The sequence below is a fragment of the Escherichia sp. KTE114 genome (assembly GCF_000407765.1).
In the GTDB taxonomy this organism is placed as follows: Bacteria; Pseudomonadota; Gammaproteobacteria; order Enterobacterales; family Enterobacteriaceae; genus Escherichia; species Escherichia ruysiae.
This window is the reverse complement of the sequence record NZ_KE136626.1, coordinates 669476-690385: the sequence shown is the minus strand read 5'-3', so window position 1 is coordinate 690385 and position 20910 is coordinate 669476. Positions and strand designations below refer to the sequence as shown.

Here is a 20910-nt window from a genome sequence, read left to right as displayed (position 1 = left end):
CATATTGCTGGTTTTTTGTTAAGCCGTTTAACGGGGTTCCAGGGGCAGGAACAAAGGATATTCAGGAGAAAATGTGCGCTATATCCGACAGTTATGTTGTGTAAGCTTACTCTGTTTTGGTGGTTCTGCTATCGCCGCGAACGTCCGTCTACAGGTCGAAGGGTTATCAGGACAGCTGGAAAAAAATGTTCGTGCACAGCTTTCTACGATTGAAAGTGATGAAGTGACGCCAGACCGGCGATTTCGCGCGCGTGTCGATGATGCCATCCGCGAAGGCCTGAAGGCGCTGGGCTATTACCAGCCGACCATTGAATTTGATCTTCGCCCACCGCCAAAGAAAGGGCGACAGGTTTTGATCGCCAAAGTCACGCCCGGCGTGCCCGTTTTGATTGGCGGCACCGATGTTGTGCTGCGCGGTGGAGCACGGACCGATAAAGACTATTTGAAGTTGCTCGATACTCGCCCGGCTATAGGCACGGTGCTGAATCAGGGCGACTACGAAAATTTCAAAAAGTCCTTAACCAGCATCGCGTTGCGCAAAGGCTATTTCGATAGTGAATTTACCAAAGCCCAGTTGGGTATTGCACTTGGCTTGCATAAAGCCTACTGGGATATTGATTACAACAGTGGCGAACGCTACCGCTTTGGGCATGTGACCTTCGAAGGCTCACAGATCCGCGATGAGTATCTGCAAAACCTTGTTCCGTTTAAAGAAGGTGATGAATACGAGTCAAAAGACCTGGCAGAGCTGAACCGCCGTCTCTCCGCCACTGGTTGGTTTAACTCGGTGGTGGTTGCACCGCAGTTTGATAAAGCGCGAGAAACAAAAGTATTGCCGCTTACCGGCGTCGTTTCGCCGCGCACGGAAAACACGATTGAAACCGGTGTCGGGTACTCAACGGACGTTGGTCCACGTGTCAAAGCCACGTGGAAAAAGCCGTGGATGAACTCTTACGGTCACAGCCTGACCACCAGCACAAGTATTTCTGCACCGGAACAGACCCTCGATTTTAGCTATAAAATGCCGCTGCTTAAGAACCCGCTGGAACAATATTATCTGGTACAGGGCGGTTTTAAGCGCACCGATCTAAACGATACTGAATCCGATTCTACAACTCTGGTGGCCTCCCGTTATTGGGATCTCTCCAGCGGCTGGCAGCGCGCCATTAACTTACGCTGGAGTCTTGACCACTTTACCCAGGGTGAAATTACCAACACCACGATGCTGTTTTATCCAGGTGTGATGATTAGCCGCACGCGTTCACGTGGTGGCCTGATGCCGACCTGGGGCGACTCGCAACGCTACTCAATCGACTACTCAAATACGGCCTGGGGCTCGGACGTCGATTTCTCTGTGTTTCAGGCGCAGAACGTCTGGATACGCACACTCTACGATCGCCATCGTTTTGTCACGCGCGGCACGTTGGGCTGGATTGAAACGGGTGACTTCGACAAAGTGCCGCCTGATCTACGTTTCTTTGCCGGAGGCGACCGTAGCATTCGTGGCTATAAATACAAATCTATCGCCCCGAAATACGCCAATGGTGACCTGAAAGGGGCATCAAAACTGATAACCGGATCGCTGGAGTACCAGTACAACGTGACCGGAAAATGGTGGGGGGCGGTGTTTGTTGATAGCGGCGAAGCGGTAAGCGATATTCGCCGCAGTGACTTTAAAACCGGCACCGGGGTTGGTGTGCGCTGGGAATCACCAGTCGGGCCGATCAAGCTCGATTTCGCCGTTCCGGTCGCTGACAAAGACGAGCATGGTTTACAGTTTTACATCGGTCTGGGGCCAGAATTATGAGTTTATGGAAAAAAATCAGCCTCGGCGTGGTTGTCGTCCTCTTATTATTGCTGGGGTCGGTGGCATTTCTGGTGGGCACTACCAGTGGTTTGCATCTGGTATTTAAAGCGGCAGATCGCTGGGTGCCAGGGCTGGACATCGGTAAGGTGACTGGCGGCTGGCGCGACCTTACTCTGTCTGACGTTCGTTATGAGCAGCCAGGTGTGGCGGTTAAAGCGGGTAATCTGCATCTGGCAGTCGGGCTGGAGTGCCTGTGGGACAGCAGTATTTGCATTAACGATTTGGCACTGAAGGATATTCAGGTCAACATCGACAGCAAAAAAATGCCCCCTTCAGAGCAGGTTGAAGAAGAGGAAGACAGCGGCCCGCTGGATCTCTCTACGCCGTATCCCATTACCCTGACGCGGGTGGCGCTGGATAACGTCAATATCAAAATTGATGATACTACGGTGTCGGTGATGGACTTCACCTCCGGTCTGAACTGGCAGGAGAAAACCCTGACCCTGAAACCGACATCGCTGAAAGGCCTGCTAATTGCCCTGCCGAAAGTGGCGGAAGTGGCGCAGGAAGAAGTCGTTGAACCGAAAATTGAAAATCCGCAGCCGGATGAAAAGCCGCTCGGCGAAACGCTGAAAGATCTCTTTTCTCGCCCGGTATTGCCGGAAATGACCGACGTGCATTTGCCGCTCAATCTGAACATTGAAGAGTTTAAGGGCGAGCAATTGCGCGTGACGGGCGATACGGACATTACCGTGCGCACCATGCTGCTGAAAGTGAGCAGTATCGACGGCAATACCAAACTGGACGCGCTGGATATCGATTCCAACCAGGGGATCGTCAATGCCAGCGGTACGGCGCAACTGGCCGATAACTGGCCGGTGGATCTCACCCTCAACAGCACACTGAACGTGGAGCCGTTGAAGGGTGAAAAAGTGAAGCTGAAAGTAGGCGGTGCGCTGCGCGAACAACTGGAGATTGGCGTTAACCTTTCCGGTCCGGTTGATATGGATCTGCGTGCCCAGACGCGGCTGGCGGAGGCTGGACTGCCGCTTAACGTCGAAGTGAACAGCAAACAGCTTTACTGGCCGTTTACCGGCGAGAAGCAGTATCAGGCGGACGATCTGAAACTGAAACTCACCGGCAAAATGACCGATTACACGCTCTCTATGCGCACGGCAGTGAAGGGACAGGAGATCCCGCCAGCCACCATTACCCTCGACGCGAAAGGTAATGAACAGCAGGTGAATCTCGACAAACTTACCGTCGCGGCGCTGGAAGGGAAAACTGAGTTGAAAGCGTTGCTCGACTGGCAGCAGGCAATTAGCTGGCGTGGTGAGTTAACGCTTAACGGCATTAACACCGTGAAAGAGTTCCCGGACTGGCCGTCGAAACTCAATGGTTTGATCAAAACGCGCGGCAGCCTGTACGGCGGCACCTGGCAGATGGACGTGCCGGAGCTGAAGCTGACCGGTAACGTTAAACAGAACAAAGTGAACGTTGAAGGTACGCTGAAAGGCAACAGTTATATGCAGTGGATGATCCCAGGTCTGCATCTGGAACTGGGATCAAACAGTGCCGAAGTGAAAGGCGAACTGGGAGTAAAAGATCTCAATCTTGATGCCACGATCAACGCGCCAGGTCTGGATAACGCGCTGCCAGGGCTGGGCGGTACAGCGAAAGGGTTGGTGAAGGTTCGAGGTACGGTGGAAGCACCGCAGTTGCTGGCGGATATCACCGCGCGCAACCTGCGCTGGCAGGAACTCTCCGTGGCGCAGGTTCGCGTGGAAGGCGATATAAAATCCACCGATCAGATTGCGGGTAAACTCGACGTGCGCGTTGAGCAAATTTCGCAGCCGGATGTGAATATCAACCTCGTTACCCTGAATGCGAAAGGCAGTGAAAAGCAGCACGAGCTACAACTGCGGATTCAGGGCGAGCCGGTTTCCGGACAGCTCAATCTGGCGGGTAGCTTTGATCGTAAAGAAGAACGCTGGAAGGGAACGCTGAGTAATACCCGCTTCCAGACGCCAGTTGGGCCGTGGGCGCTGACCCGCGATATAGCTCTGGATTACCGCAATCAGGAGCAAAAAATCAGCATCGGGCCGCACTGCTGGCTTAACCCGAACGCGGAACTGTGCGTGCCGCAAACCATTGATGCCGGGGCTGAAGGGCGTGCGGTGGTGAATCTCAACCGTTTCGACCTGGCCATGCTGAAACCGTTTATGCCGGAAACGACTCAGGCAAGCGGTATCTTTACAGGTAAAGCAGACGTAGCCTGGGACACCACCAAAGAAGGGTTGCCGCAGGGCAGCATCACCCTTTCGGGGCGTAACGTGCAGGTGACGCAAACCGTCAACGATGCGGCGCTGCCGGTGGCGTTTCAGACGCTGAATCTGACGGCGGAGTTGCGTAACAACCGCGCCGAACTGGGCTGGACCATCCGCCTGACTAATAATGGTCAGTTCGATGGTCAGGTGCAGGTGACCGATCCACAAGGCCGCCGCAATCTCGGTGGCAACGTCAACATCCGCAACTTTAACCTCGCGATGGTAAACCCCATCTTTACCCGTGGGGAAAAAGCGGCGGGGATGGTGAGTGCTAATTTACGTCTGGGCGGTGATGTACAAAGCCCGCAGCTTTTTGGTCAGCTCCAGGTTACGGGTGTGGATATCGATGGCAACTTTATGCCGTTTGATATGCAGCCGAGCCAGCTTGCGGTCAACTTTAACGGTATGCGCTCGACGCTTGCGGGCACTGTGCGCACCCAGCAGGGTGACATTTACCTGAACGGGGATGCAGACTGGAGTCAGATTGAAAACTGGCGCGCGCGGGTGACGGCAAAAGGCAGTAAGGTGCGGATCACCGTACCGCCGATGGTGCGCATGGATGTGTCGCCAGATGTCGTATTTGAAGCCACACCAAGCCTGTTTACCCTTGATGGTCGCGTTGACGTACCGTGGGCGCGCATTGTGGTGCACGATCTGCCAGAAAGTGCGGTGGGCGTCTCCAGCGATGTCGTGATGCTCAACGATAATCTGCAACCGGAGGAGGCGAAAACTGCGTCGATTCCGATTAACAGCAACCTAATTGTCCACGTCGGCAACAACGTGCGCATTGATGCCTTTGGTCTGAAAGCGCGGCTGACGGGCGATCTCAATGTCGTACAGGACAAACAGGGGCTGGGGCTGAACGGACAGATCAACATACCGGAAGGGCGCTTCCATGCCTATGGTCAGGATCTGATCGTTCGCAAAGGCGAGTTGCTGTTCTCTGGTCCACCGGATCAACCGTATCTTAATATCGAAGCAATTCGTAACCCGGATGCTACAGAAGATGACGTAATCGCCGGTGTTCGCGTCACTGGACTGGCGGATGAACCGAAAGCGGAGATTTTCTCTGACCCGGCGATGTCGCAACAGGCTGCGTTGTCTTACTTGTTGCGTGGACAAGGGCTGGAGAGCGATCAGAGCGACAGCGCGGCGATGACCTCGATGCTGATTGGTCTGGGGGTTGCACAAAGTGGTCAGATTGTGGGTAAAATCGGCGAGACATTTGGCGTAAGTAATTTAGCTCTCGACACCGAGGGAGTAGGTGACTCCTCCCAGGTGGTGGTCAGCGGCTATGTATTACCAGGTCTACAAGTGAAATACGGCGTGGGGATATTTGACTCTATAGCAACACTCACGTTACGTTATCGCCTGATGCCAAAGCTATATCTGGAAGCCGTGTCTGGTGTAGATCAGGCACTGGATTTGCTCTATCAGTTCGAGTTTTAGCGATGCGAATATTTGTCTACGGCAGTTTACGTCACAAACAAGGCAACAGCCACTGGATGACCAATGCCCAGTTGCTGGGCGATTTCAGTATCGATAACTACCAGTTGTATAGCCTGGGCCACTATCCAGGCGCAGTTCCGGGAAACGGAACGGTACACGGTGAAGTTTATCGTATTGACAACGCCACGCTGGCCGAACTTGATGCCTTGCGCACCAGGGGCGGTGAATACGCGCGCCAGTTGATTCAGACGCCGTACGGGAGTGCATGGATGTACGTTTATCAACGACCCGTCGATGGATTAACGCTGATTGAAAGCGGCGACTGGTTAGACAGGGATAAGTCATAATATAAACACGCCACCTTCGGGTGGCGTTGTTTTTTCGAGGTATCTCGCATTCTTTTTTGTAATTCCCCCACCTTTTGCTTTTCTCTCCGAGCCGCTTTCCATATCTGTTAACGCATGAAAAACTCTGCTGGCGTTTACAAATGCGCAGGGGTAAAACCGGGGCACGCTTTGAACGGTGAGTATGAGTGAGGTCGGCTAACTTCCAGCAAGTGGCTATGAACAGCAAAATGGTGGTCGAGTTTAGCTTGTTCTTACCGTTCAAGCCTTTCAACTGCTGAGAATAATGATAGTGGAATAGATAGTTTATATATTGCGGGCATAAAAAAACCCTTACTAACCGAAGCCCGGCGTTCAGGGTTATTGCGCTAGAAGAACTTATTTATTCTTTGCGCGCTCGAAGGAAGCAACGATTTCAGCTTTAGCGGCTTCGGCGTTATCCCAGCCGTCAACTTTAACCCACTTGCCTTTTTCGAGGTCTTTGTAGTGCTCGAAGAAGTGAGCGATCTGAGCCTTCAGCAGTTCCGGCAGATCGTTAACGTCTTTGATGTGATCGTATTCTTTGCTCAGCTTGCTGTGCGGAACAGCAACCAGTTTCGCATCTTCACCGGCTTCGTCGGTCATTTTCAGAACGCCAACCGGACGGCAACGGATCACAGAACCCGGCTGCAGCGGGTACGGAGTCGGAACCAGTACGTCAACCGGGTCACCGTCCAGAGACAGGGTGTGGTTGATGTAACCGTAGTTGCACGGATAGAACATCGCGGTGGACATGAAGCGGTCAACGAACAGTGCGCCGCTCTCTTTGTCGATTTCGTATTTGATCGGATCTGCGTTAGCCGGGATCTCAATAACAACGTAGATGTCTTCCGGCAGATCTTTACCCGCAGGGACGTTGAGTAAGCTCATGTCTGTTTCCTTTAAAATATGTGGCAAACAAGTGCCGAGTATTATAGCCAACTCGCGCCGAATGTCTTCGCTTGTTTTCGTCCTCATATTCCTTTTTCGCCAGTTTTAAGACGGCTCGTGGAGCAGGAAAATCCATAACCGTAGCCGCATTTTTCATAGTGATATGAAAGCGATTACAAACTTGTGATTAACGTTTTATTTACTTTTTTGAAGTGTGATGTAACGCAATCCGTTACATAACGAATTGTCTATAGTTTTTTCGCGAACATCTTTTCACCAATAATAATTACCCCGACGAGGACAACCCTATGTGGAAACGCTTACTTGTAGTCTCTGCAGTCTCGGCAGCCATGTCGTCTATGGCGTTGGCCGCTCCATTAACCGTAGGATTTTCGCAGGTCGGATCGGAATCCGGCTGGCGCGCCGCAGAAACCAACGTGGCGAAAAGTGAGGCCGAAAAACGTGGTATCACGCTAAAAATTGCCGATGGTCAGCAAAAGCAGGAAAACCAGATTAAAGCGGTACGTTCCTTCGTTGCACAAGGGGTAGATGCGATCTTTATCGCTCCAGTGGTGGCGACGGGTTGGGAACCGGTATTAAAAGAGGCGAAAGATGCCGAAATTCCGGTCTTTTTGCTCGACCGTTCCATTGATGTGAAAGACAAATCTCTCTATATGACCACTGTCACCGCTGACAACATTCTTGAAGGTAAGCTGATTGGTGACTGGCTGGTAAAAGAAGTGAATGGCAAACCATGCAACGTGGTGGAGTTGCAGGGCACCGTTGGGGCAAGTGTTGCCATCGACCGTAAAAAAGGCTTTGCCGAAGCCATTAAGAATGCGCCAAATATCAAAATCATCCGCTCGCAGTCCGGTGATTTCACCCGCAGTAAAGGCAAAGAAGTCATGGAGAGCTTTATCAAAGCGGAAAACAACGGCAAAAACATCTGCATGGTTTACGCCCATAACGACGACATGGTGATTGGCGCAATTCAGGCAATTAAAGAAGCGGGTCTGAAGCCAGGCAAAGATATCCTCACGGGTTCCATTGACGGCGTGCCGGACATCTACAAAGCAATGATTGATGGCGAAGCGAATGCCAGCGTTGAACTGACGCCAAACATGGCCGGCCCGGCCTTCGACGCGCTGGAGAAATACAAAAAAGACGGCACTATGCCTGAAAAGCTGACGTTGACCAAGTCCACCCTTTACCTGCCTGATACCGCAAAAGAAGAGTTAGAGAAGAAGAAAAACATGGGGTATTGAGGGGCATCAATACCTGATGCCGACTTGTGGGCCGCCGGATAAGGAGTTTATGCCGCATCCGGCGGTTGTACAGCACCGGACTTAACATCGTGCACAATCTGTCCCCTCGCCCCTTCGGGGAGAGGGTTAGGGTGAGGGGGACAAACGGCGCAGCTCTTAACATCAGGCACGATCTATTCCCAGACTTTTAGAGCGTGGCTAAGGGGGGAAACCATGACGACCGACCAACACCAGGAAATCCTCCGTACCGAAGGATTAAGTAAATTTTTCCCCGGCGTCAAAGCGTTAGACAGCGTCGACTTCAGCCTACGGCGCGGTGAAATTATGGCGCTGCTCGGTGAAAACGGAGCCGGTAAATCGACGCTGATCAAAGCACTTACCGGTGTCTACCACGCCGATCGCGGTACTATCTGGTTGGACGGTCAGACTATCTCACCAAAAAACACCGCCCACGCACAACAGCTAGGCATCGGCACCGTCTATCAGGAAGTCAACCTGTTACCCAACATGTCGGTAGCCGACAACCTTTTTATCGGCCGCGAACCTAAACGTTTCGGCCTGCTACGCCGTAAAGAGATGGAAAAGCGCGCTACCGAACTGATGGCATCGTATGGCTTCTCCCTCGACGTGCGGGAACCACTCAACCGCTTTTCGGTGGCGATGCAGCAAATCGTCGCCATTTGCCGGGCCATCGATCTCTCCGCCAAAGTGCTGATCCTCGATGAACCCACCGCCAGTCTCGATACTCAGGAAGTAGAGTTGCTGTTTGGCCTGATGCGCCAGTTGCGCGATCGCGGCGTCAGCTTGATCTTCGTTACGCACTTTCTCGATCAGGTTTATCAGGTCAGCGATCGGATCACTGTCTTACGCAACGGCAGCTTCGTTGGCTGTCGGGAAACCCGCGAGCTACCGCAGATCGAACTGGTCAAAATGATGCTTGGGCGCGAACTCGATACCCACGCGCTACAACGTGCCGGACGGACATTACTTAGCGACAAACCCGTTGCTGCGTTTAAAAATTACGGCAAGAAAGGAACGATCGCGCCGTTTGATCTCGAAGTGCGCCCGGGCGAGATCGTCGGACTGGCAGGCTTGCTGGGATCGGGTCGTACCGAAACCGCTGAAGTTATCTTCGGAATCAAACCCGCCGACAGCGGCACTGCTCTGATCAAAGGCCAACCACAAACGCTACGATCGCCACATCAGGCTTCGGTACTGGGCATTGGTTTTTGCCCGGAAGACAGAAAAACCGATGGCATCATCGCCGCCGCCTCGGTGCGCGAAAATATCATCCTTGCCTTACAAGCCCAGCGCGGCTGGCTACGACCGATCTCTCGCAAAGAACAGCAAGAGATTGCTGAACGTTTTATCCGCCAGCTTGGCATTCGCACACCTTCCACCGAACAGCCGATTGAGTTTCTCTCCGGCGGCAATCAGCAAAAAGTATTACTTTCACGCTGGCTGCTGACTCGTCCGCAATTTCTGATCCTCGACGAGCCAACGCGCGGTATTGACGTGGGCGCCCACGCCGAGATCATCCGCCTGATTGAAACACTTTGCGCCGACGGTCTGGCTTTATTAGTAATTTCTTCCGAACTGGAAGAGCTGGTGGGCTATGCCGATCGGGTGATCATCATGCGCGATCGCAAACAGGTGGCGGAAATCCCGCTGGCAGAACTCTCCGTTCCGGCGATCATGAACGCCATTGCGGCGTAAGGAGAACAGTGTGATGCCTCAATCTCTCCCTGACACCGCGTCGTCGAAAAGGCGTTTTCGCTGGCCGACGGGAATGCCGCAACTGGCGGCGCTATTGCTGGTGCTGCTGGTCGATAGTCTGGTCGCCCCACATTTCTGGCAGGTGGTGCTTCAGGATGGGCGTTTGTTCGGTAGCCCCATCGACATTCTTAACCGTGCGGCTCCCGTTGCGTTACTGGCGATTGGCATGACGCTGGTGATCGCCACTGGTGGGATTGATCTCTCCGTAGGCGCGGTGATGGCTATCGCCGGAGCCACAACTGCCGCGATGACGGTAGCGGGATTCAGCCTGCCGATTGTTTTGTTAAGCGCCCTGGGCACCGGCATTCTGGCAGGATTGTGGAATGGCATTCTGGTGGCGATCCTCAAAATTCAACCGTTTGTCGCCACTCTGATCCTGATGGTTGCCGGGCGCGGCGTGGCGCAACTGATCACCTCCGGGCAGATCGTCACTTTCAACTCACCAGATCTCTCGTGGTTCGGCAGTGGATCGCTGCTGTTCCTGCCAACGCCAGTCATTATCGCCGTGCTGACGCTTCTCCTGTTCTGGCTGTTGACTCGCAAAACGGCGCTGGGGATGTTTATTGAAGCCGTTGGTATCAACATTCGGGCAGCGAAAAATGCCGGAGTGAACACTCGGATTATCGTCATGCTCACCTACGTGTTGAGTGGGCTGTGTGCGGCAATAGCGGGCATTATCGTGGCTGCGGATATTCGCGGTGCGGACGCCAATAACGCCGGATTATGGCTGGAACTGGACGCCATTCTCGCGGTTGTGATCGGCGGTGGATCGCTGATGGGCGGGCGTTTTAACCTGCTGCTTTCGGTAGTGGGGGCGCTGATCATTCAGGGAATGAACACCGGGATTTTACTTTCGGGCTTTCCGCCAGAGATGAACCAGGTGGTGAAAGCGGTGGTGGTGCTTTGCGTGCTGATTGTTCAGTCGCAACGCTTTATCAGTCTGATTAAAGGAGTACGTAGTCATGATAAAACGTAATTTGCCACTGATGATCACCATCGGCGTTTTTGTGTTGGGCTATCTCTACTGCCTGACGCAGTTTCCCGGTTTTTCTTCTACGCGAGTGATCTGCAATATCCTGACCGATAACGCCTTTTTGGGGATCATCGCCGTCGGTATGACCTTTGTGATCCTCTCTGGCGGTATCGATCTCTCCGTCGGTTCGGTGATCGCTTTTACCGGCGTGTTTCTGGCAAAGGTGATTGGCGACTTTGGAATTTCACCACTCTTGGCCTTCCCACTGGTACTGGCGATGGGCTGTGCATTCGGCGCATTTATGGGGCTTTTGATCGACGCGCTGAAGATCCCGGCATTCATTATTACTCTTGCGGGAATGTTTTTTTTGCGTGGCGTCAGTTATCTCGTTTCGGAAGAGTCGATCCCGATTAACCATCCCATTTATGACACACTCTCTGGCCTTGCGTGGAAAATTCCCGGCGGCGGTCGCTTAAGCGCGATGGGGCTGCTGATGCTGGCGGTCGTGGTTATCGGTATTTTTCTCGCACATCGCACCCGCTTTGGTAATCAGGTGTATGCCATTGGTGGCAACGCTACATCAGCGAATCTGATGGGGATTTCCACCCGCAGCACCACGATTCGCATTTATATGCTTTCCACCGGACTGGCGACACTGGCGGGGATTGTCTTCTCTATTTACACCCAGGCCGGATACGCGCTGGCTGGCGTAGGTGTGGAACTGGACGCTATCGCCTCCGTGGTGATTGGCGGTACACTTTTAAGCGGCGGCGTTGGGACAGTATTAGGAACGCTGTTTGGCGTGGCGATTCAGGGACTCATTCAGACTTACATAAACTTTGACGGTACGCTGAGTTCATGGTGGACGAAAATCGCCATCGGAATTTTGTTGTTTATTTTTATTGCCTTACAGCGTGGGTTAACGGTGCTGTGGGAGAATCGTCAGAGTTCACCAGTGACGCGGGTGAATATAGCGCAAAGATAAAAACGCCTCTCCGTCAGGAGAGGCGCCAGATGATGTTGCCGGATGCGGCGTAAACGCCTTATCCGGCCTACCAAAGTCTGCAAATTCAAAATGTTACAATACATTCTGTAGGCCTGATAAGCGTAGCGCATCAGGCTATTTTTCATTTGTTATCAGATTTACGCGTCCGGGAACTCACGGATAAAGCGTTCGACATCTTCAACCATATGGTTATTGCCGACGAAGAACGAACGGCGCTGGTGCAGGGTTTCCGGGATGATATCCAGAATACGCTCTTTGCCATCGCTCGCTTTACCGCCTGCTTGTTCCGCCAGGAATGCCATCGGGTTGCATTCATACAGCAAACGTAGTTTACCGTCTGGGTGGCTGGCGGTGCTTGGGTAGAGATAAATTCCACCTTTCAGCAGGTTACGGTGGAAATCCGCAACCAGTGAACCGATATAACGCGAGGTATACGGGCGGTTGGTGGATTTATCTTCTTCCTGGCAGAATTTAATGTACTTCTTCACCCCATTAGGGAACTTAATGTAGTTTCCTTCGTTGATGGAGTAGGTTGAGCCTTTCTCCGGGAAGCGCATCCGTTCCTGGCACAGGCAGAAAACGCCGAGTGAAGGATCATAGGTAAAGGCGTGAACACCGCATCCTGTGGTGTAAACCAGCATGGTAGAGGAGCCGTATACCACGTAACCTGCGGCAACCTGTTTGTTGCCAGGCTGGAGGAAATCTTCTTCCGTTACCGGCGTACCGACAGGTGTAACGCGGCGGTAGATGGAGAAAATCGTACCGACAGAGACGTTAACATCGATGTTGGACGAGCCATCCAGTGGGTCCATCAGCACAACGTATTTTGCGTGTTCACAGCCTTCAAAGACGACAATCTCATCTTCTTCTTCAGATGCAATGCCCGCAACGATATCGCGCGCTTTCAATGCGGCTTTCAGTTTTTCATTAGCGAACAGGTCGAGTTTCTGTTGAACCTCGCCCTGCACGTTCTCAGCACCGCTGGCACCCAGGATATCAACCAGTCCTGCTTTGTTGATATCGCGATGGATAATCTTGGCGCCCAGTTTTATTGCCGACAGCAAAGCAGTGAGCTCACCGGTAGCATGAGAAAACTCGTGCTGCTTTTCGACAATAAATTCACCTAACGTTTTCATAAAACTTTCCCTGCAATGTTTATGGAGTAAAGCGACCGCAACAATCTTAACAAATAATCTGAATGTTGCGCTCAGGTGAATCGCGCCAGCAAATTACGGATTATCCTGAAATGCGTTTCTCACTTGCCCGACATATGCGTAAAATGAGCGGTAGATTAAAAAAGGATAATGACGTATGCGCATTCATATTTTAGGAATTTGTGGCACGTTTATGGGTGGTCTGGCGATTCTGGCGCGCCAGTTGGGCCATGAAGTAACGGGTTCGGACGCTAATGTGTATCCGCCGATGAGCACCTTACTTGAGAAGCAAGGCATTGAGCTGATTCAGGGTTACGATGCCAGCCAACTCGATCCGCAGCCGGATCTGGTGATTATTGGTAATGCCATGACCCGTGGAAATCCGTGTGTGGAAGCGGTACTGGAAAAAAACATTCCGTATATGTCGGGGCCGCAGTGGCTGCACGATTTTGTGCTGCGCGACCGCTGGGTGCTGGCCGTTGCCGGTACACACGGCAAAACCACCACGGCGGGAATGGCGACCAGGATTCTGGAACAGTGTGGCTATAAACCAGGTTTTGTTATTGGCGGTGTGCCTGGAAACTTTGATGTTTCGGCGCGTCTGGGCGAAAGCGACTTCTTTGTTATCGAAGCGGACGAGTATGACTGCGCCTTCTTCGACAAACGCTCCAAATTTGTCCATTACTGCCCGCGCACGCTGATCCTCAACAATCTTGAGTTCGATCACGCCGATATCTTTGATGACCTGAAAGCGATCCAGAAACAATTCCACCATCTGGTACGTATTGTTCCTGGGCAGGGTCGTATTATCTGGCCGGAAAACGACATCAACCTGAAACAGACCATGGCGATGGGTTGCTGGAGTGATCAGGAACAGGTAGGCGAGCAGGGACGCTGGCAGGCGAAAAAGCTGACCACCGATGCTTCCGAATGGGAAGTATTGCTGGACGGCGAAAAAGTGGGCGAAGTGAAATGGTCGCTGGTTGGCGAACATAACATGCACAACGGTCTGATGGCGATTGCTGCGGCTCGTCATGTTGGTGTTGCGCCGGCAGATGCTGCTAATGCGCTGGGGTCGTTTATCAACGCGCGTCGTCGTCTGGAGTTGCGCGGTGAAGCGAATGGCGTGACGGTGTATGACGATTTTGCCCATCACCCGACGGCGATTCTGGCAACGCTGGCGGCGCTGCGCGGTAAAGTCGGTGGTACGGCGCGTATTATTGCCGTGCTGGAACCGCGCTCAAACACCATGAAGATGGGCGTCTGCAAAGACGATCTGGCACCGTCGTTAGGCCGTGCCGATGAAGTCTTTCTGCTGCAACCGGCGCATATTCCGTGGCAGGTAGCTGAAGTGGCAGAAGCCTGTATTCAGCCTGCGCACTGGAGTGGTGATGTCGATGCGTTGGCAGATATGGTGGTGAAAACCGCCCAGCCTGGCGACCATATTCTGGTGATGAGCAACGGCGGTTTTGGTGGTATTCATCAGAAACTGCTGGATGGTCTGGCGAAGAAGGCGGAAGCTGCGCAGTAATTCTGAAGCTTCAGCCTGGAGTAGCATTGCCGGATAAAGCGTTTACGCCGCATCCGGCAAACCATACTCACATCAACAACACAACTTACCCTTCGTTCTCTGCCAGCTCGCGCAGATACTGGAAAATCTGTCGCGCGGATTTCGGCGGCTTATTCCCTTCTTTCTCTTTCTTCGCGTTGCGGATCAGAGTACGCAGTTGCTGGCGATCGGCATCAGGCCACAAGTTCAATACGTCAGCGATGGCATCATCGCCGTGATCGATCAAACGATCGCGCAGGTTTTCCAGTTTATGGAACAGCACCACCTGCTGGTTGTGGCGGTTTTTCAGCTTATCCAGCGCCTGACGGATAGGCTCTACGTCGCGCTGGCGCAGCATCTTACCGATGAGCTGCAACTGGCGGCGGCGACCTTCCATTTTAATACGCTGGGCTAACTCGATAGCCGCACGCAGATCCGCATCTAACGGGATCTTATCCAGCGCGTTTTTCCCCAGATCAACAATTTCCGCGCCCAGGCGTTTTAACTCCTCGGCATCGCGTTTAATTTCACTTTTACTGACCCAGATAATTTCATCGTCTTCGTCTTCGATATCATCACCGGGAACGTCGTCGAGCCAGTCTTCGGGCTGCTTAGTCATGTCAGGCTCCTTAAAAAAAGAGGCTAATGTTACCAGTTAAGATGCGCACTGAAAAACGGTTCTCTGTTAGACTTCAGATAAACTCTCTACATTATGGCACTTGCAATGAAAGTAATCTCTCAAGTTGAAGCGCAGCGCAAGATTCTGGAAGAAGCAGTTTCGACTGCGCTGGAGTTGGCCTCAGGCAAATCGGACGGTGCGGAAGTTGCCGTCAGCAAGACCACCGGCATTAGCGTAAGCACGCGCTATGGTGAAGTGGAGAATGTCGAATTCAATAGCGATGGCGCGCTGGGGATCACCGTTTATCACCAGAACCGCAAAGGTAGCGCATCATCCACCGATTTAAGCCCGCAGGCTATTGCCCGCACCGTACAGGCGGCGCTGGATATTGCTCGTTATACCTCGCCAGACCCTTACGCAGGTGTGGCAGATAAAGAACTGCTGGCCTTTGATGCGCCGGATCTCGATTTATTCCATCCTGCAGAAGTTTCCCCGGATGAAGCTATTGAACTGGCGGCTCGTGCTGAACAGGCGGCATTGCAGGCGGACAAACGCATCACCAATACCGAAGGTGGCAGCTTTAACAGCCACTACGGCGTAAAAGTTTTCGGCAACAGCCACGGTATGTTGCAGGGATACTGCTCAACGCGTCATTCACTCTCCAGCTGTGTGATTGCCGAAGAAAATGGCGATATGGAACGTGATTACGCTTACACCATTGGCCGCGCGATGAGCGATCTGCAAACGCCAGAGTGGGTTGGGGCAGACTGCGCTCGCCGCACTTTATCGCGCCTGTCACCGCGTAAACTCTCCACCATGAAAGCGCCGGTGATTTTTGCCAATGAAGTCGCAACCGGATTGTTTGGTCATTTAGTTGGCGCAATTGCCGGTGGCGCGGTCTACCGTAAATCCACCTTCCTGCTCGACTCGCTGGGTAAACAAATTCTGCCGGACTGGCTGACCATTGAAGAACATCCGCATCTGCTGAAAGGGCTGGCCTCTACGCCATTCGACAGCGAAGGGGTGCGCACCGAGCGTCGCGATATTATTAAAGATGGCATCCTGACCCAGTGGCTGCTGACCAGCTATTCCGCGCGTAAACTGGGGCTGAAAAGCACCGGACACGCAGGTGGTATTCACAACTGGCGTATTGCCGGGCAAGGACTCAGCTTTGAGCAGATGCTCAAAGAAATGGGCACCGGCCTGGTAGTGACGGAACTGATGGGTCAGGGCGTGAGTGCAATTACCGGTGATTATTCCCGTGGTGCAGCGGGCTTCTGGGTAGAGAATGGCGAAATTCAATATCCGGTTAGTGAAATCACTATCGCAGGTAATTTAAAAGATATGTGGCGCAATATTGTCACCGTCGGTAACGATATTGAAACACGCAGCAATATACAGTGTGGTTCTGTACTGTTGCCGGAGATGAAAATCGCCGGGCAGTAAAAAACTGGCGCGACCTGCCGCGCCGAATCTTCATAATAAAAAAGGAAGTGAGCAATGCGTAAAAGCCTGTTAGCTATTCTTGCAGTCTCCTCGTTGGTATTCAGTTCGGTGTCGTTTGCCGCTGAGCTGGAAGACAATATGGAAACCCTCAATGACAATTTAAAAGTGGTCGAAAAGGCGGATAACGCGGTACAAGTCAAAGACGCGTTAACCAAAATGCGCGCTGCGGCGCTGGATGCGCAAAAAGCGACGCCGCCGAAGCTGGAAGGTAAATCACCAGACAGCCCGGAAATGAAAGACTTCCGCCACGGTTTTGACATTCTGGTCGGTCAGATTGACGACGCGCTGAAGCTGGCTAATGAAGGTAAAGTCAAAGAAGCACAGGCCGCCGCAGAGCAACTGAAAACGACCCGCAACGCCTACCACCAGAAGTATCGTTAATTCCTTATTGGGCGGTGAAACGTTACCGCCCAACGCTTTCTTCTCCCTTCGTAAAATCACCGCAATATCTATCTTCACCACGGCATATTCCTGCGTGTCGTCCTCATTTTTGCGAGGCGTTTTCCAGAAATGAATGTAATGCATATGTAATGCTATAATGCATTACACTTTTCATAATTACCGGAGGCATAATGGCCACACTTAACGTCCGCCTGGATGACAAACTGAAAAATGAGGCTTATGCGGTGCTGGAAAAATTAAATATCACGCCTACTGAAGCAGTGCGGCTGCTGTTTCAGTACGTTGCGGAAAATGGAAGAATGCCGGTAAAAACGCTCACTGTCAGTGATAGTGAAGAAGCCTTGTTACGCACTGTCAGGGAACGACTGGCCAACCCACAAGAGGCCATTAAGGTCCGACTGGATGAACTATGAGCTGGCTTTTGATCTGCGGGCGCTGAAAGAGTGGCAAAAACTGGGCGTGACAGTCCGGGAACAATTTAAAAAAAGCTTGAGGATGTGCTGAAAAGGCCGCGCAATCCATCGGCTAAACTGCGGGATTTACCGGACTGCTACAAAATTAAGCTGCACACACTGGGATATCGCCTGGTTTATCAGGTTAACGATAAAGAGTTGCTCGTGTTGGTGATAGCTATTGGTAAGAGAGAGAACTCAGCCGTTTATGAAGACGCGACTAAACGGCTGGATGAGTGATTAACGCAAATGATGCACCACCTGATTGCTGCTGCCGCGCCAGATCAGGGAAGGGTCTTTTAAATCCTGCACAAATTTGCCGTCGACCAGCACGTTAATCAGATCAACAACCTGCATTTGCGCAGCATTGAGTTCGTCGAGTTTATAGCCTGTCCACACCCAGATATCTTTACCCGGACACTCGGCGCGGATGCGTTGTACCAGTTTTAAAATGTCCGGCACGTTTTGCGGATGCAGCGGATCGCCGCCGGAGAGGGAAATACCCTGGCGTTTGATACGAGTGTCATTCAGATCGTTAATGATCTGGTCTTCCATTGCTTTGGTAAATGGCTGACCGGAATTTACCCGCCAGGTGCTTTTGTTGTAGCAACCGGGGCATTCATGAACACACCCGGAGACAAACAGGGTGCAGCGAGTGCCGGGGCCGTTAACGATGTCGACAGGATAGTACTGATGATAATTCATTTTCGCTTCTCAATTGACGCCATGACTGCTCTGGTGCGTACGGGGCGAAGTCCTCTGAGGCTTACGCATTTGCCACCTTGCGACGACACCAACTGGCTAGAGGCAACTCATTATGTCGGGAGTCAAGAAGGGGCACGGAACGGTCCCCTCTCCCTGAGGGAGAGGGTTAGGGTGAGGGGGGAAGGCTTAACCGATCTGCCCATTACCCAAATGTTTAACGCGGCGCTTAACTTCTTCCTGCTTACCGGCGTTAAACGGACGCGCATCCGGGCTACCTAAATATCCGCACACGCGGCGAGTTACCGACACACGGGAGGTGTCATGGTTACCACATTTCGGGCAGGTGAAGCCTTTGCTGGTGCACTCAAACTCACCGGTAAAGCCGCATTCATAGCATTCATCGATCGGCGTATTGGTGCCGTAATACGGTACATGCTGATAGCTGTAATCCCAGACATCTTCCAGCGCCTTCAGGTTGTGCTGAATGTTTGGATACTCGCCGTAGCAAATGAAACCACCGTTAGCCAGCGGCGGGTAAGGTGCTTCAAAGTCGATCTTGTCGTACGGGTTCACCTTTTTCTCCACATCAAGGTGGAAACTGTTGGTGTAGTAACCTTTATCGGTCACGCCCGGCACCACGCCAAACTCAGCGGTATCGAGACGGCAGAAGCGGTCGCACAGGTTTTCACTTGGCGTGCTGTAAAGGCTGAAACCGTAGCCAGTCTCTTCTTTCCACTGATCAACCGCCTGACGCAGACGTTCAACAATCGCAATACCTTTCGCGCGAAGCTGCTCGTTGTCATAAACATGCTCGCCGCCGAACAGCGCGTTAATGGTTTCGTGGATACCGATGTAACCCAGCGAAATAGACGCACGGCCGTTTTTGAAGATTTCAGAAACATCATCGTCGGCATTCAGGCGTACACCGCAGGCACCTTCCATATAAAGGATTGGAGCCACGCGCGCTTTCACGCCCTCGAGACGAGCGATACGGGTCATCAGCGCCTTACGTGCCAGCACCAGACGTTCATCCAGCAGCTTCCAGAAGGTGGCTTCATCGCCTTTTGCTTCCAGAGCAATACGCGGCAGGTTCAGGCTGATCACGCCGAGGTTGTTACGACCATCGTGGATCTGCTCGCCGTTTTCATTTTCCCACACGCCGAGGAAGCTGCGGCAGCCCATCGGGGTTTTAAACGAACCGGTTACTTTTACTACCTGATCGTAGTTCAGGATATCCGGATACATGCGCTTGCTTGCGCACTCCAGCGCCAGCTGTTTGATGTCGTAGTTCGGATCGCCTTTTTTATGGTTCAGGCCATCGCGAATCGCAAACACCAGTTTCGGGAACACGGCGGTTTTGCGGTTTTTACCCAGGCCTGCGATACGGTTACGCAGGATGGATTCCTGAATCAGGCGCGACTCCCAGCTGGTGCCCAGACCAAAGCCAAAGGTTACAAACGGTGTTTGACCGTTGGCGGTGTGCAGGGTATTTACTTCGTACTCCAGCGACTGGAACGCGTCGTAGCACTCTTTGATGGTACGAGAGTTGGCGTAGCCTTCAGCGTCCGGGATGCTCCACTCTTCCGCTGTTTTACGGTGCTTGTTGTAGCTGGCAGTGACAAACGGAGCCAGAACTTCGTCGATACGGTTAATGGTGGTGCCGCCATAAATATGGCTGGCAACCTGGGCGATAATCTGCGCAGTTACTGCGGTGGCAGTGGAGATCGACTTCGGTGGTTCGATCTCGGCGTTCCCCATCTTAAAGCCCTGGGTCAGCATACCTTTCAGGTCGATCAACATGCAGTTGAACATCGGGAAGAACGGCGAGTAATCGAGGTCGTGGTAGTGAATATCGCCACGCTCATGCGCCTGCACCACGTCACGCGGCAACAGGTGCTGACGCGCATAGTGTTTAGCAACAATACCAGCCAGCAGGTCGCGTTGGGTTGGAATTACCTTGCTGTCTTTGTTGGCGTTTTCATTGAGCAACGAAGAGTTGGTTTGCTCGACCAGACCACGGATCTCCTGGTTCAGGCGACCGCGTTTTTCACGTTCGATGTCGCGATCGTGACGGTACTCAATGTAAGCACGAGCCAGTTGTTTGTACGGGCCTGACATCAGCTGGTTTTCAACTGCGGTCTGAATTTCGTTGATATCGACCTGGTTGCGGCCTTGCATTTGCTCGCTGACGACGGCGGCAACAGTGGCACAATAATCTGCATCATCGACTTCCGCTGCTTTAGCTGCACGCAGAATGGCTTCTTTGATGCGCTCTGATTTAAACGGCACTTTGCAGCCGTCTCGTTTCATCACATGCGGTGTCATGATCGCTCCATATTTTTAAGAACAGGTTATACACAGAAAGTTGGGAAGTGCGCCCCGCTTTATTTAGCTCTTTTTACGGGGAGTTACTGCAATCCCAATCCGCTTTATCCACAATTTTGTCGGCTTTGTTGGCGTGTGTCTTGGTGCAAGTATAGTCGACGGATACAACATATTGGGTTGAGAGGCATTTTAAAGTCTATATATAGTGCTTTGCATTAAGGATGTTTGAGGTTTTTTTGATTTAGCTCAAAGTAAAAAGCAGAGTGTACGGATGACGGGCGCTACAGCGATGTGTAAATTTTTTAATAATTTTCTGTTCAAAAAACCAACAAAAACAACGCT

The 20910-nt window shown here is 52.4% G+C and carries 16 protein-coding genes and 1 pseudogene; 12 read left to right on the top strand and 5 right to left on the bottom strand.

The annotated features are described in order from the left end of the window. The first annotated feature begins 73 nt into the window (after nucleotides 1–73). Genes tamA through WC5_RS17265 form a run of 3 tightly spaced genes read left to right on the top strand, consistent with a single transcriptional unit; the run spans nucleotide 74 to nucleotide 5930 of the window. Nucleotides 74–1807, top strand: a complete 1734-nt coding sequence (gene tamA / locus WC5_RS17255; protein ID WP_001269289.1) for an autotransporter assembly complex protein TamA — start codon at nucleotides 74–76, stop codon at nucleotides 1805–1807. Then, a complete protein-coding gene (gene tamB / locus WC5_RS17260; protein ID WP_016231481.1) occupies nucleotides 1804–5583 on the top strand; it encodes an autotransporter assembly complex protein TamB in 3780 nt (1259 codons plus the stop codon). Before tamA ends, tamB begins: the two co-directional genes overlap by 4 nt. 2 nt (nucleotides 5584–5585) lie before the next feature. Then, nucleotides 5586–5930 carry a gamma-glutamylcyclotransferase family protein gene (locus WC5_RS17265; protein WP_001219162.1) on the top strand — a complete coding sequence of 115 codons (345 nt, stop codon included), beginning with the start codon at nucleotides 5586–5588 and terminating at the stop codon, nucleotides 5928–5930. 375 nt (nucleotides 5931–6305) lie between these two features. On the opposite strand, the gene ppa is transcribed toward WC5_RS17265, so the two are convergent. After that, nucleotides 6306–6836: an inorganic diphosphatase gene (ppa, locus tag WC5_RS17270; protein ID WP_000055074.1), complete on the bottom strand. Its 531-nt coding sequence runs from the start codon at nucleotides 6834–6836 to the stop codon at nucleotides 6306–6308. Nucleotides 6837–7144: 308 nt separating this feature from the next. Here ppa and ytfQ point away from each other — a divergent pair, with 308 nt between their 5' ends. The 4 genes from ytfQ (at nucleotide 7145) to yjfF (ending at nucleotide 11835) form a co-directional block, all read left to right on the top strand. After that, nucleotides 7145–8101 carry a galactofuranose ABC transporter substrate-binding protein YtfQ gene (gene ytfQ / locus WC5_RS17275; RefSeq protein ID WP_000265933.1) on the top strand — a complete coding sequence of 319 codons (957 nt, stop codon included), beginning with the start codon at nucleotides 7145–7147 and terminating at the stop codon, nucleotides 8099–8101. Nucleotides 8102–8314: 213 nt separating this feature from the next. Then, nucleotides 8315–9817, top strand: a complete 1503-nt coding sequence (gene ytfR, locus WC5_RS17280; protein WP_000205842.1) for a galactofuranose ABC transporter, ATP-binding protein YtfR — start codon at nucleotides 8315–8317, stop codon at nucleotides 9815–9817. 13 nt (nucleotides 9818–9830) lie between these two features. Further along, complete coding sequence (gene ytfT, locus WC5_RS17285; RefSeq protein ID WP_010349751.1) at nucleotides 9831–10853, top strand: galactofuranose ABC transporter, ATP-binding protein YtfT; 1023 nt, start codon at nucleotides 9831–9833, stop codon at nucleotides 10851–10853. Further along, nucleotides 10840–11835 (top strand): galactofuranose ABC transporter, permease protein YjfF, encoded by a 996-nt coding sequence (gene yjfF, locus WC5_RS17290; protein WP_000596028.1) that lies wholly within the window; start codon nucleotides 10840–10842, stop codon nucleotides 11833–11835. The genes ytfT and yjfF overlap by 14 nt, the downstream gene beginning before the upstream one ends. 158 nt (nucleotides 11836–11993) lie before the next feature. Here yjfF and fbp read toward each other — a convergent pair whose 3' ends face one another. Further along, a complete protein-coding gene (gene fbp, locus WC5_RS17295) occupies nucleotides 11994–12992 on the bottom strand; it encodes a class 1 fructose-bisphosphatase (protein ID WP_000853756.1) in 999 nt (332 codons plus the stop codon). Between the two features lie 175 nt (nucleotides 12993–13167). Between fbp and mpl the strand changes: the two genes are divergently transcribed. Next, nucleotides 13168–14541, top strand: a complete 1374-nt coding sequence (gene mpl, locus WC5_RS17300; RefSeq protein ID WP_001219775.1) for a UDP-N-acetylmuramate:L-alanyl-gamma-D-glutamyl-meso-diaminopimelate ligase — start codon at nucleotides 13168–13170, stop codon at nucleotides 14539–14541. A gap of 85 nt (nucleotides 14542–14626) precedes the next feature. On the opposite strand, the gene yjgA is transcribed toward mpl, so the two are convergent. Continuing rightward, a complete protein-coding gene (gene yjgA, locus WC5_RS17305) occupies nucleotides 14627–15178 on the bottom strand; it encodes a ribosome biogenesis factor YjgA (protein WP_000166265.1) in 552 nt (183 codons plus the stop codon). A 93-nt stretch (nucleotides 15179–15271) separates the two neighbouring features. Here yjgA and pmbA point away from each other — a divergent pair, with 93 nt between their 5' ends. The 4 genes and pseudogenes from pmbA to WC5_RS0121905 all read left to right on the top strand — a co-directional run bounded on the left by pmbA (nucleotide 15272) and on the right by WC5_RS0121905 (nucleotide 17778). Next, on the top strand, nucleotides 15272–16624 hold the full coding sequence (pmbA, locus tag WC5_RS17310) for a metalloprotease PmbA (RefSeq protein WP_001162191.1): 1353 nt from the start codon (nucleotides 15272–15274) through the stop codon (nucleotides 16622–16624). 54 nt (nucleotides 16625–16678) lie between these two features. Next, nucleotides 16679–17065 (top strand): cytochrome b562, encoded by a 387-nt coding sequence (gene cybC / locus WC5_RS17315; RefSeq protein WP_001232263.1) that lies wholly within the window; start codon nucleotides 16679–16681, stop codon nucleotides 17063–17065. Between the two features lie 191 nt (nucleotides 17066–17256). Continuing rightward, entirely contained in the window at nucleotides 17257–17499 is a 243-nt protein-coding gene (locus WC5_RS17320; protein ID WP_000212715.1) for a type II toxin-antitoxin system RelB/DinJ family antitoxin, read from the top strand. Continuing rightward, nucleotides 17489–17778: pseudogene (locus tag WC5_RS0121905) on the top strand (type II toxin-antitoxin system RelE family toxin). Before WC5_RS17320 ends, WC5_RS0121905 begins: the two are co-directional and overlap by 11 nt. Here the strand turns inward: WC5_RS0121905 and nrdG are convergent. Beyond that, on the bottom strand, nucleotides 17779–18243 hold the full coding sequence (nrdG, locus tag WC5_RS17325; protein WP_001106233.1) for an anaerobic ribonucleoside-triphosphate reductase-activating protein: 465 nt from the start codon (nucleotides 18241–18243) through the stop codon (nucleotides 17779–17781). A 186-nt stretch (nucleotides 18244–18429) separates the two neighbouring features. Then, nucleotides 18430–20568 (bottom strand): anaerobic ribonucleoside-triphosphate reductase, encoded by a 2139-nt coding sequence (gene nrdD / locus WC5_RS17330; protein WP_000187803.1) that lies wholly within the window; start codon nucleotides 20566–20568, stop codon nucleotides 18430–18432. Nucleotides 20569–20910: the final 342 nt, after the last annotated feature.

Coding starts and splice junctions, on each gene's coding strand:
- cybC (WP_001232263.1), top strand. CDS start 16,679: ATGCGTAAAAGCCTGTTAGCTATTCTTGCAGTCTCCTCGTTGGTATTC.
- tamB (WP_016231481.1), top strand. CDS start 1,804: ATGAGTTTATGGAAAAAAATCAGCCTCGGCGTGGTTGTCGTCCTCTTA.
- WC5_RS17320 (WP_000212715.1), top strand. CDS start 17,257: ATGGCCACACTTAACGTCCGCCTGGATGACAAACTGAAAAATGAGGCT.
- WC5_RS17265 (WP_001219162.1), top strand. CDS start 5,586: ATGCGAATATTTGTCTACGGCAGTTTACGTCACAAACAAGGCAACAGC.
- fbp (WP_000853756.1), bottom strand. CDS start 12,992: ATGAAAACGTTAGGTGAATTTATTGTCGAAAAGCAGCACGAGTTTTCT.
- ytfT (WP_010349751.1), top strand. CDS start 9,831: ATGCCTCAATCTCTCCCTGACACCGCGTCGTCGAAAAGGCGTTTTCGC.
- yjfF (WP_000596028.1), top strand. CDS start 10,840: ATGATAAAACGTAATTTGCCACTGATGATCACCATCGGCGTTTTTGTG.
- ytfR (WP_000205842.1), top strand. CDS start 8,315: ATGACGACCGACCAACACCAGGAAATCCTCCGTACCGAAGGATTAAGT.
- pmbA (WP_001162191.1), top strand. CDS start 15,272: ATGGCACTTGCAATGAAAGTAATCTCTCAAGTTGAAGCGCAGCGCAAG.
- mpl (WP_001219775.1), top strand. CDS start 13,168: ATGCGCATTCATATTTTAGGAATTTGTGGCACGTTTATGGGTGGTCTG.
- nrdD (WP_000187803.1), bottom strand. CDS start 20,568: ATGACACCGCATGTGATGAAACGAGACGGCTGCAAAGTGCCGTTTAAA.
- ppa (WP_000055074.1), bottom strand. CDS start 6,836: ATGAGCTTACTCAACGTCCCTGCGGGTAAAGATCTGCCGGAAGACATC.
- nrdG (WP_001106233.1), bottom strand. CDS start 18,243: ATGAATTATCATCAGTACTATCCTGTCGACATCGTTAACGGCCCCGGC.
- yjgA (WP_000166265.1), bottom strand. CDS start 15,178: ATGACTAAGCAGCCCGAAGACTGGCTCGACGACGTTCCCGGTGATGAT.
- ytfQ (WP_000265933.1), top strand. CDS start 7,145: ATGTGGAAACGCTTACTTGTAGTCTCTGCAGTCTCGGCAGCCATGTCG.